A 19,026-nucleotide genomic window follows, 5' to 3' on the forward strand; every position below is an offset into this window, starting at 1 on the left:
CAAACACAGAAGTAAAAGAAAGGATTTATCCATACATGCAACACCAAAATACTCAAAAAAAAATACTGCGTACTATTTGCCCTGATGCAAAAGGACTTATCGCTAAAATCACCAATATTTGCTACAAGCATCAATTAAATATTGTTCAAAATAGTGAATTTGTTGATCATCGTACTGGTCGCTTTTTTATGCGTACTGAGCTTGAAGGTATCTTTAATGATGAAACTTTTCTTGCTGATTTAGATGATGCATTACCGCAAGGTTCTCAACGTGAATTGAATACCGCAGGTCGTCGTCGCATTGTGGTTATGGTGACCAAAGAAGCACATTGCCTTGGCGATTTATTAATGAAGAGCGCATTTGGCGATCTGGATGTGGAAATTGCCGCTGTTATTGGTAATCATGACACGTTAAAACATTTAGTAGAGCAATTTGATATTCCTTTCCATCTTGTTAGTCATGAAGGATTAACCCGTGATCAACATGATGAAAAGTTAATTGCACAAATTAATCAATACAAACCTGATTATGTTGTACTCGCAAAATACATGCGTGTATTAACACCTGCATTTGTACAAAACTTCCCAAATCAAATTATCAATATTCACCACTCCTTCTTGCCAGCCTTTATTGGTGCTCGCCCATACCATCAGGCATACGAGCGCGGAGTCAAGATCATTGGTGCTACAGCTCACTACGTAAATGATAACTTAGATGAAGGCCCAATCATCACACAGAACGTAATTAACGTTGACCACACATTTTCTGCAGAAGATATGATGAGAGCTGGTCGTGATGTTGAGAAAAATGTACTTAGCCATGCTTTATATTGGGTACTTTCACAACGTGTCTTCGTTTATGGTAACAGAACAATTATTTTATAAGTTCTCAAACCATGAATATTGAATACATTGTAGTTATCTAAAAATAAACCGCGATACAAAACATATCGCGGTTTATTTTATCTTCTATTAATTTTCACGTTTTTGCTTAAAATCAATACGATAGAGCGCAAAAGCTGAACAATACGCACATTTTTACAGCAAACGATCTACTTTTAGTAAAATAGCGCTTTACAGATCTTCGGTATTTGGTATTATTGCGCCCGCTGTCACGGACAGCAGAACAATTTAATGTTGGTGGGATACCCAAGCGGCCAAAGGGAGCAGACTGTAAATCTGCCGTCACAGACTTCGAAGGTTCGAATCCTTCTCCCACCACCATATCTTCTTAGCTTCATCCTAATAAACTTCTTTATCCCATTTTTCCAATCAAATCAATAAAACGATTCAACACGCTTGAATGATACTTAGATTTATAAATATAACAGTTGTACAGTATTGTAGGTTGAGTTAAAGGAATAAAACAGAGCTCTCCGTCATACTCATCTTTCAATGGGTTTTCATCTGTAAATAAAAGAGAATGGTGCGTTTGAATAAAACGTAAACAACAATTAAGATCATCCATCATTCTAACGCAAACAGATTTTCCCCCATCTCTTATTTCATTCTCTAATTTTTTTATTTTAGCTGTTTTGTATAATGCGGGATCACATAACCAAATATTTTCACTTAAGAGTTTATCAATATTCTTATTAGCACTATTAGCAATTTCTTTCTGACAACAAATCCCCAGATATTTATTGTCTATTTTATGAATAAGACTAAATCTTTCACTAATAATTTTCTCTGAACTTAATATTAATGTATTTCCATCATAGTCGGGTATTTCATCAAAGTTTTCTTTTGAGAATCGCATTATATTTATATGAGAATAATTTTTATTAGCCGCCTGATAAAACTGCGTTAAATACTGGCTTTTCCCCCAATCATAATAAACATGAATACTATTATTAATAATACCTGTGGTATGTTTTTTTGTTATCTCTTTTTCCTGAAGATAAAGTGATTTTAAATCATTATAAAGCTCAAGCCCTTCTTGCGTTAAGCTCATACCAAACTTCTCTCGCTTAAATAGACGCTTTCCCAATACTGCCTCAAAGTCCTTTATAGACTTAGCAACTGGAGGTGTCGTTCGATTCATGACACGAGCAGCTTTACTTAATGAACCATTTTCAACTACGGCCATAAAGGCTTCTAATTTACGAGAAAAAAACATAATTCACCATTCCTTTGCTGTGTTGAACAAATAATTTCATTAATTCATTTAATGTAAATATAGATTAATTAATTTAAAAACTAATTTTATATAAATATAGTTTTATATAAATATTTCCTTACCTCCTTTTAATGAATACAATTTATAACCGCAATGCTATTTTTATTATGTCATTATTCTTTACATATAAAGAATAATAATACTTATATTCTTCTATCAAAGATTAGTTTATGTTTCTACTTTGTTTAATTAATAATTTTTATTATGCAATTAACTATTTTTATTAATTTATCGTACTTTCTTTGATTGCTCTTTATTTTATCTGATTTTATCTGATTTTATTTTCCTATTGATAAGCCGTACTATGATTTAAGTGATTTACTTACATTCATTTTATGATCCTGATAGTATAAGGCATCCTATTATTCAATATATAAATGGTTACAGTCACATGAAATTTGTCTCTTTCAATATTAATGGTTTACGTGCTCGCCCTCACCAACTTGAAGCTATCATAGAAAAACACCAACCTGACGTTATCGGGCTTCAAGAAACGAAAGTTCATGATGATATGTTCCCATTAGAAAGTGTGGGATCTTTGGGCTACCATGTTTTTTATCATGGTCAAAAAGGACATTATGGCGTTGCCTTATTAACAAAAGCAAAACCTGTTGCAGTACGTAAAGGCTTTCCTGGCGATGACGATGATGCTCAACGTCGAATGATCATGGCAGATATTGAAACACCCGCAGGATTACTCACTGTAATGAATGGGTACTTTCCTCAAGGTGAAAGTCGTGATCATGAAACTAAATTTCCAGCAAAAGAAAAATTCTATGCTGATTTACAAAATTACCTAACTACCAGTTTAAAACCAACCTCCCCAGTGCTTATTATGGGTGATTTAAATATTAGCCCAACAGATAAAGATATTGGTATTGGCGAAAATAATATGAAACGCTGGTTAAAAACAGGGAAATGTTCTTTCCTACCTGAAGAGCGTGAATGGCTGGCAACATTGATGGGCTGGGGATTAACAGATACTTTCCGCCAACAACATCCTGAAACAGATGATAAATTCTCGTGGTTTGATTATCGTTCTAAAGGATTTGATGACAACCGTGGACTACGTATCGATTTACTCTTAGCCAGTCGTTGTTTAGCGGATAATTGTATTTCAACAGGAATTGATTACGATATTCGTGGAATGGAAAAACCATCCGATCATGCCCCTGTATGGGCTGAATTTAAAATCTAATCGTCTTTAATCATTATTCAAAAAAGCACTTCCTTATTATTTAAGGAAGTGCTTTTTATTTATGGCTTAATTATCAGTCGTTGCTTCTTTACTCTGCGCTTTATTTTTTGTGCTGCTTGCCTTGTTACTTGCTTTAGTTGCTGTCTTGCGCCTTTTATTATGTGCTGGCGCAGGAAGATTTCTGAAAGCTTGAATATTCGGGCGACGTTTCGCTTGAGTAATCAATTCTATCAAGGTGTTATTTAATGGCATCATAAAATCTTGATATTTAAATTGTTTCTCACTAATTTGTGTGAGTATCGACTCCCAATGTGCAGTCATATCCGGTAAGGTTGCCATATCTGGCAATACATGAATTAATGCTCTACCCGCTGGCGTTGAATTAATGGCTCGTCCTTTCTTTTGCAAAAAACCACGTTTAAACAGTAATTCAATGATGCCCGCCCTTGTCGCTTCAGTACCTAATCCATCCGTCGCTCTTAGGATTTTCTTAAGTTCTTTATCTTGAACAAAGCGCGCAATACCTGTCATGGCTGAAAGTAATGTTGCATCTGTGAAAGGCCTTGGAGGTTGTGTTTGTTTTTCAACAATCTCACCTTTTTCACACAGCAGTTCATCACCTTTTTTTACTATAGGTAATGCAGAACCATCATTTTCCGAATCTTGCTCTTTGGCACCTAATAACACACGCCAACCTGCTTGAGCTAAAAATCGAGCTTTAGCAATAAATTTACCGTTTTCAATATCAAGTTCAATCACGCATTTGCGATAAACCGCATCAGGCATAAATTGCATTAAATATTGGCGAGCAACAAGATAGTAAATATTTTTTTCGTTTTCATTTAACGAAATATTACCTGTTTTTGCCGTTGGAATGATGGCGTGGTGCGCATCCACTTTTTTGTCATCCCAACAACGATTCTTTTTATCAATATCTAAGGTTTCTTGCGGTAATAAACTTCCGTCATGCACGCTAATAGCATTAATCACCGCATGACGACCTGCAAAATGTTCATCTGGAAGATAACGACTGTCAGAACGGGGATATGTGATTAATTTATGTGTTTCATATAATCGCTGACAGGTATCTAAGACTTGTTGTGCGCTTAAACCAAAGCGTTTTGCCGCTTCAATTTGTAATGCTGAGAGCGAGAATGGTAACGGTGCAATTTCAGATTCTTGTTTATCTTGATAATCCGTAACATTGGCTGGCTTGTCTTTAATTCTATCGACAACGTGCTCTGCCAGTTTCCGGTTTAATAATCGCCCTTCCTCATCTTGCCAAGGTTCACAATGCTCACTAGGCTGCCAAATTGCAGTAAAACGCTCATCTGCAGGTGTCACAACGTGCGCTCTTACTTCAAAGAAATCTTTGGGCACAAAATTTTCAATTTCTTCATCACGACGAACCACTAAGCCTAATACTGGTGTTTGTACTCGCCCTACAGATAATACGCCTTGATAACCATTGCGCTGGCCTAAGAGCGTATATGCTCGAGTCATATTTATTCCATAAAGCCAGTCAGCCCTTGCTCTTGCTAAAGCCGATACACATAATGGAATAAATTCATGGTTATAACGTAATTTATCAATGGCCCGCGTCACTGCGGCTGGGTTTAAGTCATTAATTAAACAACGACGTGCCTGCTTTCTTTGGTCTTCGCTGATATTTAAATAGTTAAGCACTTCATCGACTAACAACTGGCCTTCGCGATCGGGGTCACCAGCGTGGATCACTTCTTTTGCCTGCTTAAGTAGTGTCTTGATTGTTTCTAACTGCTTTTTTACATCAGCTCGGGGCTTGAGTTGCCATTTTTCTGGAATAATAGGCAAATCATCTAACGACCAGCGGGCGTACCGCGGGTCGTATGCATCCGGCTCAGCTTGTTCAAGCAAGTGACCAACACACCATGTCACATACTGGTTATCACCACAAAGAATAAAGCCATCACCCCGTTTATGGGGTTTTGGCAATACATCAGCAATAGCACGAGCAAGGCTGGGTTTTTCTGCAATAAATAATCTCATTACGTTAGTTAATCACTTCAATCAACGCTTTTCCTGCCACTGGCTCAGTTAACTCACCGATAGAGGTTAGTTCAATATCAAAACGAGCCGCAACGTCTTTAACTTGTTCCACAGCTTCAGGTAATACTGCTAATAATAAGCCACCTGAAGTTTGTGGGTCGCAAAGTAATTTGCGTTGCATTTCAGTAATTTCACCAATCAAGTGACCATAACTTTCGAAATTGCGCCCAGTACCTCCTGGTACACAACCTTTTTCGATATACGATTCAACTTCTGGCAATCTTGGTACTTGTGAAAAATGAATAGTAGCTTGCACACCAGAACCATCACAAATCTCACTCAAGTGACCTAATAAACCGAACCCTGTAACGTCGGTCATTGCAGTAACACCTTCTATATCAGAAAAATCAGCACCAGCTTTGTTCATACGGCACATAATTTCTGTTGCTAAACCTTGGTGTTCTGGTTTTAACAAACCTTTTTTCTCAGCCGTTGTTAACACACCAATGCCTAAAGGTTTTGTTAAAAATAACTGGCATCCGGCTTTCGCTTCACTGTTTTTCTTTACTTTGCTCACAGGAACGACACCCGTTACAGCAAGTCCGAAAATAGGCTCTGGTGCATCAATAGAATGTCCACCAGCCAGTGAAATTCCAGCTTCTTGGCAAGCGGCTCGCCCACCTTCAATCACTTCACGTGCAATTTCAGGTGCCAATTTATCAATAGGCCATCCCAAAATAGCAATTGCCATGATGGGTTTTCCACCCATGGCAAAGATATCACTGATAGCATTCGTTGCAGCGATGCGCCCGAAATCATAAGGGTTATCAACGATAGGCATAAAGAAATCTGTGGTACTAATAATACCGGTGCCATTTCCTAAATCATAAACAGCAGCATCATCTTTGGTTTCATTACCCACGAGTAAATGAGGATCATGAAATTTAGCTTGCTCACTGTGCAAAATAGTTTCTAAAACTTTTGGCGAGATCTTACAACCACAGCCTGCACCATGACTGTATTGTGTTAAACGAATTGCTTCAGACATAACATGCCATCCTTTTTAAAAATAAGTCACAAAATCAGTTAAGTCGGCAGGAGAAACCGTGTTTGGCGCTTTTAAGGCTGGTGTACCTAAATATAGAAAGCCAATAATTTGGTCATGTTCACCACAGCCAAGTCCTTCTCTTACGACTGCATCATGAGTCCAAGAGCCTGAACGCCAAATCCCCCCAAATCCTTGTGCAACAGCGGCCATTTGCATTGCTTGTACACTGCAACCAGCAGCAACCACTTGTTCCCATTCAGGCACTTTCGGATGATCTTTCACTTTTGCAATAACTGTGATGATCAAAGGGGCACGAAAAGGTGCATTTTTTGCTTTTTCTTCAACTTCTGGCCCTAAATTCCCCACAACAGCCGCTTTATGCAGTAATTGGCTAAAACGCTCAATGCCTTCGTTTTGCATCACAATAAAGTGCCAAGGCTTAAGTGCACCATGATCAGGCGCGCGCATACCCGCTTGTAAAATAGTATTAAGGGCTTCACTATCGGGGGCTGGAGTAGTCAGTCGAGAAGCTGAACGGCGGTTCAAAAGCAGTGTTAATGCATCCATTTTTATTCTCCTGTCAGCATTTTATTTTAGCAAGATCCCATTCTTATGGGGATGGACAGTTCTTATCAATTCGCAGTATAACAAACTGTTATATTACCACCATCCACAGATTTAGGCGGGAATTTTTCTAAAAATCAGTTGTATGATTATTTAATCGTAATTTATTGTTCACAAAATGATTAATCTTAACTTACCTAAGTTAATTTAAACTTATTTTGAACCTACTTTCCTTTGTAATTCGACTATTTCCTATATTACTTTGATGCCTTTTTATGTGACATTTTTTAGATGTTTTCACGTAAGATAAATGTTTGCTTAATAACACCTTAAACAAAAGGTTATCATTAATGGTTTCCTAAAAATCAATGACAGACATTCAATAAGAGCTATATTAGAATATTCCTTCATTGTTATTGCTATTCCCTCTATTGCTAACAACATATTTTGTTTTAATAGTATGAGATTATGTGGATGTAGCCTGCTTACCAATAATTCTAGCATGACTGTTTAGGATTAAAATTTAGCTTTACATGATGTGGAGATAATATGAATAAAATTATGGAGTTAATCGGCGCAATATTAAAATTTAGTTGGCAAGCCATTAACTTTATCAGGAAATTAATCTTAAACGTTATTTTCTTTTTCCTTCTCTTTATGGTCTTTGGTATTTTCTTAATCACCAAAGAAGCACAAAAACCAGTTGATTATGAAGGTGCCCTTCTTGTTGATCTTAAAGGTGTGATTGTTGACCAAACCGCAACACAAAACCCTTTAGGTGAAGTTGGACGTGAGCTTTTAGGTGTATCAAGTAGCCAACTTCAAGAAAATTCCTTATTTGAAGTTGTTGATACGCTACGCCTAGCTTCTCAAGATCCGAAAATTAAAGGAATGGTATTAAAACTTGATGAATTCGCAGGTGCTGATCAACCGTCACTAAATTATATTGGTAAAGCGCTTAATGAGTTTAAAAAGACAGGTAAACCTATTTTTGCAGTAAGTGGTTATTACAGCCAGTCTCAATATTACCTCGCCTCTTATGCTGATAAAGTCTATCTCACGCCCCAAGGTGGGGTTGGTGTTTACGGTTTTGGTTTTCAAAACCTCTATTACAAAACACTGTTAGAAAACTTAAAGGTCAGTACCCATATTTTCCGCGTAGGCACCTATAAATCTGCGGTTGAGCCATTAATGCGCAATGATATGTCAGCAGAGTCTCGTGAAGCTTCATTACGTTTAGTTAATGCGCTGTGGTCTACATATTTAACCCAAGTTGCAGAAAACCGTAGCATTACCACAGAAGATGTTTTCCCTGGTGCAAAAGAGATGATTGCTCAGCTACGTAGCGCAGATGGGGATAACGCCACTTATGCGCTAAATCGTAAATTAGTGGATTCTGTAAGCTCATACGCTCAATTTGAAGCTGATATGACAGAAACCTTCCAGTGGGATAAAGAGAATAAGCAATTTAACAATATCAGCATTTATGATTATGCCGATACGCTAACCTCTTCATTGCCTGCAAGTGATGAAGGAAATATTGCCGTAGTGGTTGTCCAAGGTGCCATTATTGATGGTGAAAGCATCCCTGGCTCAGCGGGTGGTTCAACTATTGCGAATCAAATTCGCCAAGCACGTTTAGATCCGAACATTAAAGCGCTTGTATTACGTGTAAATAGCCCTGGTGGTAGTGTTTCAGCTTCAGAGCAAATACGCAGTGAAGTTGCTGCTTTTAAACAACAGAAAAAACATGTGGTTGTATCAATGGGTGGCATGGCTGCATCAGGCGGATATTGGATCTCAACCCCTGCAAATAAGATTATTGCTAGCCCTTCAACATTAACAGGCTCTATTGGTATTTTTGGCGTTATTAATACGTTTGAAAACAGCTTAGAGTCTATTGGTGTTCATACTGATGGCGTCACAACTTCACCCTTAGCCGGATTATCTGTCACTAATAAGCTACCGGAAGAGTTTGCAGAGCTTTTACAGCTAAATATCGAAAGTGGTTATAAGACTTTCCTTAATTTAGTAGCTGAATCACGGAAGAAAACACCGGCTCAAATTGATCAGATTGCTCAAGGTCGTGTATGGGTAGGAATAGATGCAAAAAATGTCGGTTTAGTCGATGAGTTTGGTGATTTTGATGATGCTATTGATACAGTTGCTAAAATGGCAAAAATCGATCAACCGGTTGTTGATTGGATGAAACCTGAATTAAGTCTGTCAGAACAGATCATAATGAGTTTATCCTCTAACGCAAAAGCACTTATTCCTGATCCATTACAAGCTTATTTGCCAGCACCTGTTTTAAAAGAAGTTAAAACACAGACTGAGTTTTATCGCAATATGAACGATCCGCTAAATCGCTATGCATACTGTTTATCTTGTGGTGATATTCAATAATCTTTTCAATCTATACACCTGCTCATAGAGAGTAGGTGTATTCCTCTCTTTTTTCTGACTTTTGATAGAATAATATTCTAATGAATGCTTTTTGTTCGTTTGTATTCAAGCAATTTTTAACACAATGATTTAAAGCAGATATTAGATAGTCTCTATTTTCTTTTTTTTAGCACCCTTTCCTTTTTTTATTCTACAAACTCCCTATAATCAGGTATTTCTCACAGCTTAATAAGAGTGCTTTGTCTGATGCAAAAGAAATCAATCTACGTTGTTTATACTGGCGGTACTATTGGTATGCAACATTCTGAACATGGCTATATTCCTGTATCAGGACATTTACAACGCCAATTAGCTAAAATGCCAGAATTCCATCGTGAAGAGATGCCCGATTTTACAATCAAAGAGCACCTTCCTTTAATTGATTCTTCAAATATCACACCTGAAGACTGGCAGTCTATCGCTGATGATATTAATGATAATTATCATAACTATGACGGATTCGTTATTCTTCATGGTACTGATACCATGGCATTTACAGCCTCAGCACTCTCTTTTATGTTCGAGAATCTCAGTAAACCCATTATTGTCACTGGCTCTCAAATTCCTTTAGAAGCTTTGCGTTCTGACGGACAAACGAATCTATTAAATGCGCTCTATTTAGCTGCACATCATCCAATTAATGAAGTCGCACTTTTCTTTAATAACACACTGTATCGCGGTAACCGCACAGTAAAAGCACATGCAGATGGTTTTAATGCGTTTGCATCACCGAATAGTGCCCCTCTTTTAGAAGCAGGGATTAATATTAAGCAATTTAAAATTAATTCATTTCCAAAAGGAAAAGGAGAATTTATTGCACATAATATTACGCCTCAACCCATTGGAGTTGTCACCATTTACCCAGGCCTTTCAGATGAAATAGTTAAAAATATTCTGATGCAGCCCGTGAAAGCATTAATATTACGTTCTTATGGCGTGGGTAATGCGCCGTCTCACCCTGCTTTACTTTCTACACTGCGCGAAGCAACAGAGCGTGGCATTGTGGTTATTAATCTTACACAATGTATTTCTGGTCGAGTGAATATGGAAGGTTATGCAACAGGTCAAGCCTTAGCTGAAGTCGGCGTTATTAGTGGTTATGATATGACATTTGAGGCGACATTAACTAAACTGCATTATCTCCTTAGCCAACAATATGATTACACTGAAATTTGTCGCTTAATGCAACAAAACCTTCGCGGTGAAATGACATTAAACGATAACGACTAAGCTTAATAAAAGGGCAACTTTCGTGAAAAACTCTGCGCTATTACTGGTTGATATACAAAACGATTTTTGTACAGGGGGTGCTTTAGCTGTTAACGAGAGTGAGATGGTTATTCAAACAGCCAATCAGCTCATTAATGGTTTCAAGCAAACTAAAAGCCCGATTATTGCAAGTTTAGATTGGCATCCTGCCGATCATCTTAGTTTTGCTGAAAACTCAGGTACCGTTGTAGGTGAAATAGGGAAACTGAACGGGTTACCTCAAGTTTGGTGGCCAGTGCATTGCGTACAAAATTCTCACGGCGCTGAATTTCACCCTGAGCTCAATCACACACTGATTAACCATATTATTTACAAAGGCCAAAACCGCCTTATTGATAGCTATAGTGCCTTTTTTGATAACGACCATGAATATCAAACAGGCTTACATACCCTTTTGCAAACGCTTAATATAAAACATCTTTATATTCTTGGTATTGCAACTGATTACTGCGTTAAATTTACAGTCATGGATGCTTTACAGTTAGGTTATCAAGTATCTGTTATTACTGACGGTTGCCGTGGTGTCAATATTCAAGATAATGACAGTCAAGTAGCGCTAGAAGAGATGCAAGCAAAGGGAGCGACATTAATAGATTCAGCACATTGGCTTAATCGTAACAATCAATAGGTTTGTTATTTTCTTTATCTTCATAAAATCAGAAAAGGGCTATTTTTAACCAATTTAGTTAATAAATAGCCCTTTTTATATTAATTCTATCCATTCACCATATGTTTTAGTCATCATCCATTGGCGTTAGCGTTGCCAATCGTTCAGATTGAAACTGAGCTTTTAATTCTTGTTTGCTCTTCATGGTAATTTGCCCATTAGTGCCTACTGTCATATGCTCAGGTGTGTGGTTATTTTTTGCTTGCCATAATAAAACAATCTGCATGCAATGTTCTTTTTGTTCATCAGTCAATGCAACGCCGTCAGGCCATTTGCCTAATTCAACTGCGGTGGAAATACGTTGATAAATTTCAGGGGTTACCATCGAAATAAGTTCATTAACTTCCATTGATTGCTCCATAAGCTAAATAATCACTTAAAATGGCTGAATCGTTTTTTCATTTGTTATATTTTTGTTAATTTAACAGCTATCAACCTTTCTGCTCTTCACCTGTCTCACTGTTTGTAAATGACAGTGAAGCTGAATTAACACAATAACGCTCCCCTGTAGGGGCAGGGCCATCATTAAAGACATGACCTAAATGTGCATCACACTGCTGGCAACGTATTTCCGTTCTTTTCATATTATGAGAAAAATCATCAATATAGCGGATCGCATCACTGTTAACAGGTTGGTAAAAACTAGGCCAGCCACATCCTGCATCAAATTTTGTATCTGAATAAAATAAGGGAGCAGAACAACATAAACAGTGATAAATCCCAGTTTGACGGTTATGTAATAACTTACCACTAAACGGAGGCTCTGTGCCGTGTTGTTGCGTCACATAACGTTGCATTTCATTGAGTGTTGATAAATCAAGGTGATTGTTATTGCTTGAAATATTCACTTTCTTTTCATTATCTGCCATATCGACCTCGTGCTCAGAAAAATGCTTTTTAAAACAACAGTGAATAATAACAAAGATTTAACAACAAATCTGAAAAATATAGTCTAAAATCATCAAGAGTAATCTTTAGTTTTTGAAATGTGATGAATTTCACATAACGGAGCAAAGGTAACTTCATTTATCGGCGTTGATCCCGATAATACACAGCGTAACATTTAGCTAAAACGACCAATCTTTAAGCGAAAAGTGTTTTTTTAATTGATTTTTTGCAATTATTGACACGATTCCGCTTGACGATTGGCGCGGTTTTGGTAACTTTAGAAGCAACTTTTTAATTCACTAAATTAAAGCTGGTGGAATACATATGACTATCAAAGTAGGTATTAATGGTTTTGGTCGTATCGGCCGCATCGTTTTCCGTGCTGCTCAAGAACGTTCAGATATCGAAATCGTAGGTATTAACGATCTGTTAGACGCAGACTACATGGCATACATGCTGAAATACGATTCAACTCATGGCCGTTTCAACGGTACTGTTGAAGTAAAAGATGGCCACCTCGTTGTTAATGGTAAAACCATCCGCGTAACTTCAGAAAGAGATCCAGCAAATCTGAAATGGAACGAAGTCGGTGCTGACGTTGTTGCAGAAGCAACTGGTCTGTTCTTAACTGACGAAACTGCTCGTAAACACATCCAAGCTGGCGCGAAAAAAGTTGTTCTGACTGGTCCTTCAAAAGACAGCACTCCTATGTTCGTAATGGGCGTAAACCATAAATCATACGCAGGCCAAGATATCGTTTCTAACGCATCTTGTACTACTAACTGCTTAGCGCCTTTAGCTAAAGTTATCAACGACAACTTCGGTATCGTTGAAGGTCTGATGACTACTGTTCACGCAACAACTGCAACTCAACGTACTGTTGATGGTCCTTCTGCAAAAGACTGGCGTGGTGGTCGTGGTGCTTCTCAAAACATCATCCCATCATCAACTGGTGCTGCTAAAGCTGTAGGTAAAGTTATTCCTGAACTGAACGGCAAACTGACTGGTATGTCTTTCCGTGTTCCTACTCCTAACGTTTCTGTTGTTGACCTGACTGCACGTCTGGAAAAACCAGCTTCTTACGCACAAATCTGTGATGCTATCAAAGCAGCAGCTGAAGGCGAACTGAAAGGCGTTCTGGGTTACACTGAAGATGCAGTTGTTTCAACTGACTTCAATGGCGAAGTTCTGACTTCAGTATTTGATGCTAAAGCAGGTATCGCTCTGAACGACAACTTTGTTAAATTAGTTGCTTGGTACGATAACGAAGTTGGTTATTCAAACAAAGTTCTGGATCTGATTTCTCATATCTCTAAATAATTAGAGCCTAGTAAATCAAGATTTTGCTTAGAGCCACCTTTTAGGTGGCTCTTTTATTTTCCAGCCAGTCAGTTTATTGTATTGAAATAGTCAGTGACAGAAGGCCAAAAGATAATGAACGAGAAAATATTTTCATTGCCGATTATTGAACAAATATCACCTTATTTAAGTCGTCGGCAATTAGGTGAACTTCCTATCCTTGTTATTTCACATCCTAAAGTACGAGCAGCTATTAGCCTTCAAGGTGCACATTTAATTGCTTGGCAACCAGCACAAGAACACCCTGTCTTTTGGCTCAGTGAAGCATCTCTATTCACTCCTGGTGTTGCCATTCGTGGCGGTATCCCTATTTGCTGGCCTTGGTTCGCTTCAGCAGGTACACCTAGTCATGGATTTGCACGTATTCTACCTTGGGAATTTAGCGCCCACACAGAACAAGATGACGGCGTACTTATTACAATGACACTAAAAGAGAGCCAACAAACACAAAAATATTGGCCTCATCCGTTTACTTTAATTGCTCGTTTTAAATTAGGGGCAACTTGTGAAGTAGAATTAGAATCTTACGGTGATTATGAAGCAACAGCTGCCCTTCACTCTTATTTTAATGTGAGTGATATTGATAATGTCTCCGTTACCGGCTTAGGAGGCCACTACATTGACACTGTAGCGGACAAAGAAGTCTATACTGATGAAACCGCATTACGTTTTAATGGACGCACTGACAGGCTTTACACAGAGCCTGACGATTTTAATCTTATTCATGATGATGGTTGGGATCGCACAATTGAAGTTCATCATTATCACCATAGTGATGTGGTGTGCTGGAACCCCGGCGCAGAGCTTGCAAGTTCAATGAAAGATATGAGTGCAGGAGGCTATCGTAAAATGGCTTGTGTAGAGACTGCACGTATCCATAAACCATTAAAACCAGACAATGTGCATCCTGGTCGTTTATCTTTGGTAGTACGTGTTCGTAAAAATATTGCTGAAAAATAAATATTATTCACATATTACAAATAAAAAAGCTTCGAGGTTTAAATCGAAGCTTTTTTGTCATAAATAGCCTATTAAAATATCTATAGCGTCATACAGACATTGATTAGAATGTATAAGTCACACCAGTCCACACAATCGCAGTTACAGACTTATTCACCATTGGGCTGTCTTTAACTTCACTTGGTAAATGGTCAACACGCCCCATAGCAAAGAAGTTCCATTTTTCAGCAAATTTGTAGTTGGCAGAAATCTCGAAATAAGGTCTCCAGCTATCATTTGGTGTGTATTCAGCTAAACCACTACGCTGTGATTCTGCATGAGTAATACCATACGCATAACGATTTTGCTTTTTGTTTTCCCAAACAATACCCGCACCAGGTTGGAAAGACCAATTACCTAATTCGAAAGGATATAAATAGGCAGCATCAGCAATAATACCATTACTTTTACCCAGCATATCACCAGAAACAATCGCTCTTAAGCTACCCCATGATTCATGGTGTTTATAAGTAAAACCCCCCATCATAGTATCACGACGACGATTCAATTTTTTCATTTGCTCGTCATCACTATCACTTGGTTTATAAGCTTGAGGATAATAGTGCAAATCAACAGAAAGTTGATCTTTAGGTGTGTTCCACAAGTAATACCCTGCGGCTAATGTCGCAAAATAGAAATTTTCTGATTGGTAGTTAACTTGTGGCACGGGTAATAAATAATCTTTTGATTTAGCCCCTTTATAAGGAGTGACTTGTGCTAAGACTGAGCCACCAATTGACCATTCTCCAGCAAATGCTGCTGGTGTGCTAAGTCCTGCAATAACGGCTAAAGAAATGATAATCTTCTTATTACTCACGATGATTTTCCATATTGTCATTAATAAAGTAGCAACCAAAAACCAATTTCAGTCACAATTAACTAGAACCGATATTATTTTACCTATAATTATTTTAGTTTTGCATTAAATGTGTAGCAATCAGTGCTTGCCCTAATGCAATACCACCGTCTCCAACGGGCAACATCATAGGGGTTAGTACTTTTTTATTGTTTAATTTTTTCTTAAACATATGTTTGAGTAATGTGTTATTTAACACACCGCCCGTAAGTACAACGGTATCAATCTGATGTTCATCGGCATATTGCAATGCAATATTGCCTAAACTTTCAGCTAATAAATAATGAAATAGCCACGCCTTTTCACTGACATTGAGCTTCACTCTTTCCCATTGCGACCAAAAAACAGACAGTTCAAGCAAGTTATTCTTTATAGGCATTAAATGCCCATATTGCTTGATAATTTCCGTTTGTTTTTCTTTTTGACACGCTAATGCTGCTGTTTGTAAGTAACTGGCAGCTTCACCCTCCCAACTTATTTCTTTAGGAGCTAATCCTAATGATGCTGAAACTGCATCAAATAAACGCCCACAAGAAGAGGCTTTAGGCGAATTTAAACCACGTTCTACTGCCTTACTTAATATTTGCAAATCATTACTAGGTATCAATTGGGTGATAACACTACCTTGCCAATTCTTAGAAAAAGTAGCTAAATGTGCGAACCAGTTTCGCCAAGGTTGAATAGAAGCTAAATTTCCCCCAGGCATAGCAACTGCAGGAAGCCCACCTATTCGTTCTGATTTTTGATAATCCACCCGTAGGCATTCTCCCCCCCATAAAGAGCCATCTTGCCCATAGCCTAAACCATCAAGTGCAATGCCTACTACAGCACCTTGCTGATGGGTATGTCCATGTTCAGCTAGACAAGAAACAATATGCGCATGATGGTGAAAAACTTCAATGAGAGGAATATTTTGCTCTTGAGCAAATTGTTTACCCAGTTGATGACTAATGTAATTAGGATGTGCATCTACCGCAATTGCTTTAGGTGTAAAGCGATAAATTTGCTGAAAAAGATCTAATGATTTCATCAGTTGTTGGCGTACACTTAAATCATCAAGATCCCCTAAATGAGGCCCCATAATGGCTTGATGCTGACGTAATAAGCAAAATACATTTTTGAGATCCCCTCCCATTGCAAGCACTGAGGGTTGTGGTTCAAAGTCGTCAGGTAATGAAATAGCATCAGGAACATAGCCACGAGAACGGCGGATCATAACACTCTGCTTATCTTCAATACGCACTAATGAATCATCAGCTCGCTGTATAATCTCTCTATTATGCATCAAGAATAGATCAGCAATATCGTGAAGCTGCATTAAAGCATCTTCGTTACTTAATGCAGGAGTATGACCAGATGCATTTCCTGATGTCATAACCAGTGGAATATTCGTGCCGCGCGCTAATAAATGTTGTAATGGATTGGCTGGCAACATAACACCAATTTCAGTTAATCCTGGCGCAATAAGCTCCGCAAGTTTAGGCGCAACCGTTTTAGGGACTAGTACAATTGGAGCCGCAGTGCTTTGCAAAGTTTGGATAGCGGTTGGAAGAAAATCAGGATCTTGATTATCTTCTTTAATTTGATCAATTCCAGTGATCATCACAGCTAATGGCTTCGCAGGTCGGTATTTGCGTTTTCGTAATAATGCAACGCTATCATTATTACGTGCATCACATACTAAATGAAAACCACCAATACCTTTAACAGCAACAATTTTTCCAGCAAGTAACGCTTCGCAGGCTTGAATTAATGCAAACTCTTTGATTGCTAACTCTTCCCCCTGCTCATTCGCAAGCCAAATATAAGGTCCACAGACAGGACACGCATTAGGCTGAGCATGGAATCGTCTGTCTGCAGGATCATCATATTCATGTTTACATTCAGGGCAAAATGGAAATTCAGACATCGAGGTAAATGGCCTATCATAAGGCATTTTTTTTATGATAGTAAAACGAGGTCCACAGTGTGTGCAGTTAATAAAAGGATAATGAAAACGACGGTTTTGGGGATCAAACAGTTCATCAATACATGCTTTGCAAGTCGTGGCATCAGGTACCACTTGTGTATCCATTTCACCGCCACCACTTTTTACAATAATAAAGTCTGTCGGTAATTGTTCCCATTGATAGGGTGATTCTTCTATACGTTCAATGCGCGCTAATGGGGGGCATTCAGCTTTTAGTGCTTCGATAAAAAGTGTATTTTTAGGTGAATACGTTAAATGCACCAATACACCTAAACTGTCGTTACTCACTTGCCCGAATAAACCAAAACGATGGGCTAATTGCCAAACAAATGGACGAAAACCCACGCCTTGAACCTTACCTTTCACACGCAATGCAATGCCGTTACTCATAGGATCACCAAATCAAAATAAATTTAAGCTTATTCTAGTTTAGTGATTATCAACAACTTTCATTTAGATCAGAAAAAGTGGAATTAGGTAAATTTATCATCACTTCAACTGTAACTCGAGGAGCTATTGCACACAGTAACTCATAGCCAATAGTGCCACAGGCCGTTGCAACATCATCAACAGGTAGTTGTTCACCCCATAATTCAACTGGGCTACCATAATTGATATCGGGGAAATCCGTAACATCAACGGTTAACATATCCATCGAAATACGCCCTACTAATTGTGTTTTATGCCCATTAACAATGACTGGTGTACCATCTGGCGCATGTCTAGGATAACCATCGGCATAACCACAGGCAACAACCCCTATTCGCATATCACGCTCAGCAATATATCGACTGCCATAGCCTATTGGTTCACCTTTTTTCACTTGTTGAATGGCTAATATCTCACTATTAAATGTCATTACGGGTTGTAAATCGAAATCAGCAATATCTTGCCAAACACCCGAAGGCGAAACACCATATAAAATAATGCCTGGTCGCACCCAATCTTGATATGTTTCAGGGTTAAACAACGTTGCCGCCGAATTTGCTAAGCATCGAGGTAATTCTTTGACCATCGCTTGATTAATTACCGCTTTTTGCGCATCCATATTCAGTCCTGTATCTGCATTAGCAAAATGCGACATTTGAATAATAGAACCAATGTTATTGATACTTTTAGCGCGGGCGATAGCTTGTTGATAAACATCAGAACGATAACCTAATCTATTCATTCCACTATTAAGTTTAAGATAGATATTAATGGGACGTTCTAATTGTGCTTTTTCTATGGCATCAAATTGCCAATCAGAATGTACTGTTGTTGTTAGAGAATAACGTTCTAATAAATAAACATCTTCAGGTTTAAAAAAACCTTCAAGTAAAAGGATGGGGCCAACCCATCCTTGCTCTCTTAGCATAATGGCTTTGTCTAATTCAATTAATGCAAAACCATCCGTATGACTCAATGCTGGCCAAACACAGGATAATCCGTGTCCATAAGCATCTGCTTTCACAACAGACCACACTTTGCTACCTTTTACTCTCTCTTTGATAACAGACAGGTTATGGCTTAATGCATCGAGGTTAATGGTTACTTTTGTGGGTCTGGACATGTTTTT

General features: G+C 38.1%; 16 protein-coding genes and 1 tRNA gene. 8 read left to right on the forward strand and 9 right to left on the reverse strand.

Features of this window, described 5'->3' with window-relative positions; translation table 11 throughout:
- The first annotated feature begins 35 nt into the window (after positions 1 to 35).
- Positions 36 to 884 carry a formyltetrahydrofolate deformylase gene (gene purU, locus DK866_RS02825; protein WP_036936372.1) on the forward strand — a complete coding sequence of 283 codons (849 nt, stop codon included), beginning with the start codon at positions 36 to 38 and terminating at the stop codon, positions 882 to 884.
- Positions 885 to 1,138: 254 nt separating this feature from the next.
- A tRNA-Tyr gene (locus DK866_RS02830) sits at positions 1,139 to 1,223 on the forward strand.
- 31 nt (positions 1,224 to 1,254) lie between these two features.
- Here the strand turns inward: DK866_RS02830 and DK866_RS02835 are convergent.
- Complete coding sequence (locus DK866_RS02835; protein ID WP_109407655.1) at positions 1,255 to 2,118, reverse strand: helix-turn-helix domain-containing protein; 864 nt, start codon at positions 2,116 to 2,118, stop codon at positions 1,255 to 1,257.
- A 451-nt stretch (positions 2,119 to 2,569) separates the two neighbouring features.
- On the opposite strand from DK866_RS02835, the gene xthA reads away from it, so the two are divergent.
- Complete coding sequence (gene xthA, locus DK866_RS02840) at positions 2,570 to 3,376, forward strand: exodeoxyribonuclease III (protein WP_109407656.1); 807 nt, start codon at positions 2,570 to 2,572, stop codon at positions 3,374 to 3,376.
- A gap of 66 nt (positions 3,377 to 3,442) precedes the next feature.
- On the opposite strand, the gene DK866_RS02845 is transcribed toward xthA, so the two are convergent.
- From DK866_RS02845 to DK866_RS02855, 3 genes are read right to left on the reverse strand one after another with little or no spacing between them, the layout of a single operon-like run.
- Positions 3,443 to 5,404 (reverse strand): DNA topoisomerase III, encoded by a 1,962-nt coding sequence (locus DK866_RS02845; protein WP_109407657.1) that lies wholly within the window; start codon positions 5,402 to 5,404, stop codon positions 3,443 to 3,445.
- A 4-nt stretch (positions 5,405 to 5,408) separates the two neighbouring features.
- Positions 5,409 to 6,452 (reverse strand): selenide, water dikinase SelD, encoded by a 1,044-nt coding sequence (gene selD / locus DK866_RS02850; RefSeq protein WP_109407658.1) that lies wholly within the window; start codon positions 6,450 to 6,452, stop codon positions 5,409 to 5,411.
- A gap of 15 nt (positions 6,453 to 6,467) precedes the next feature.
- Positions 6,468 to 7,019 carry an NAD(P)H nitroreductase gene (locus DK866_RS02855; RefSeq protein ID WP_109407659.1) on the reverse strand — a complete coding sequence of 184 codons (552 nt, stop codon included), beginning with the start codon at positions 7,017 to 7,019 and terminating at the stop codon, positions 6,468 to 6,470.
- Between the two features lie 546 nt (positions 7,020 to 7,565).
- On the opposite strand from DK866_RS02855, the gene sppA reads away from it, so the two are divergent.
- The 3 genes from sppA (at position 7,566) to pncA (ending at position 11,358) form a co-directional block, all read left to right on the forward strand.
- A complete protein-coding gene (gene sppA / locus DK866_RS02860) occupies positions 7,566 to 9,422 on the forward strand; it encodes a signal peptide peptidase SppA (protein ID WP_109407660.1) in 1,857 nt (618 codons plus the stop codon).
- A 246-nt stretch (positions 9,423 to 9,668) separates the two neighbouring features.
- The gene (gene ansA, locus DK866_RS02865; RefSeq protein ID WP_109407661.1) at positions 9,669 to 10,691 is read left to right on the forward strand and encodes an asparaginase; all 1,023 of its coding nucleotides are present in this window, start codon (positions 9,669 to 9,671) and stop codon (positions 10,689 to 10,691) included.
- Positions 10,692 to 10,713: 22 nt separating this feature from the next.
- Positions 10,714 to 11,358: a bifunctional nicotinamidase/pyrazinamidase gene (pncA, locus tag DK866_RS02870; RefSeq protein ID WP_109407662.1), complete on the forward strand. Its 645-nt coding sequence runs from the start codon at positions 10,714 to 10,716 to the stop codon at positions 11,356 to 11,358.
- A 106-nt stretch (positions 11,359 to 11,464) separates the two neighbouring features.
- On the opposite strand, the gene DK866_RS02875 is transcribed toward pncA, so the two are convergent.
- Together DK866_RS02875 and msrB are read right to left on the reverse strand one after the other, a co-directional pair.
- Entirely contained in the window at positions 11,465 to 11,746 is a 282-nt protein-coding gene (locus tag DK866_RS02875; RefSeq protein ID WP_036912841.1) for a YeaC family protein, read from the reverse strand.
- 82 nt (positions 11,747 to 11,828) lie between these two features.
- Positions 11,829 to 12,266, reverse strand: a complete 438-nt coding sequence (gene msrB, locus DK866_RS02880) for a peptide-methionine (R)-S-oxide reductase MsrB (protein ID WP_072068316.1) — start codon at positions 12,264 to 12,266, stop codon at positions 11,829 to 11,831.
- A 343-nt stretch (positions 12,267 to 12,609) separates the two neighbouring features.
- Between msrB and gapA the strand changes: the two genes are divergently transcribed.
- Positions 12,610 to 13,605 (forward strand): glyceraldehyde-3-phosphate dehydrogenase, encoded by a 996-nt coding sequence (gene gapA / locus DK866_RS02890; protein ID WP_036936343.1) that lies wholly within the window; start codon positions 12,610 to 12,612, stop codon positions 13,603 to 13,605.
- 114 nt (positions 13,606 to 13,719) lie between these two features.
- On the forward strand, positions 13,720 to 14,604 hold the full coding sequence (locus DK866_RS02895) for a D-hexose-6-phosphate mutarotase (protein ID WP_109407663.1): 885 nt from the start codon (positions 13,720 to 13,722) through the stop codon (positions 14,602 to 14,604).
- Positions 14,605 to 14,707: 103 nt separating this feature from the next.
- Here DK866_RS02895 and DK866_RS02900 read toward each other — a convergent pair whose 3' ends face one another.
- The 3 genes from DK866_RS02900 to alr form a co-directional block, all read right to left on the reverse strand.
- Positions 14,708 to 15,460, reverse strand: coding sequence for a MipA/OmpV family protein (locus DK866_RS02900; RefSeq protein WP_109407664.1), 753 nt, complete (start codon positions 15,458 to 15,460; stop codon positions 14,708 to 14,710).
- A 94-nt stretch (positions 15,461 to 15,554) separates the two neighbouring features.
- Entirely contained in the window at positions 15,555 to 17,858 is a 2,304-nt protein-coding gene (gene hypF, locus DK866_RS02905; RefSeq protein ID WP_109407665.1) for a carbamoyltransferase HypF, read from the reverse strand.
- A 49-nt stretch (positions 17,859 to 17,907) separates the two neighbouring features.
- Positions 17,908 to 19,020 carry an alanine racemase gene (gene alr / locus DK866_RS02910; RefSeq protein WP_109407666.1) on the reverse strand — a complete coding sequence of 371 codons (1,113 nt, stop codon included), beginning with the start codon at positions 19,018 to 19,020 and terminating at the stop codon, positions 17,908 to 17,910.
- Between the last annotated feature and the right edge of the window lie 6 nt (positions 19,021 to 19,026).

It is taken from the genome of Proteus genomosp. 4 str. ATCC 51469, from assembly GCF_003144375.1.
Taxonomy (GTDB): domain Bacteria; phylum Pseudomonadota; class Gammaproteobacteria; order Enterobacterales; family Enterobacteriaceae; genus Proteus.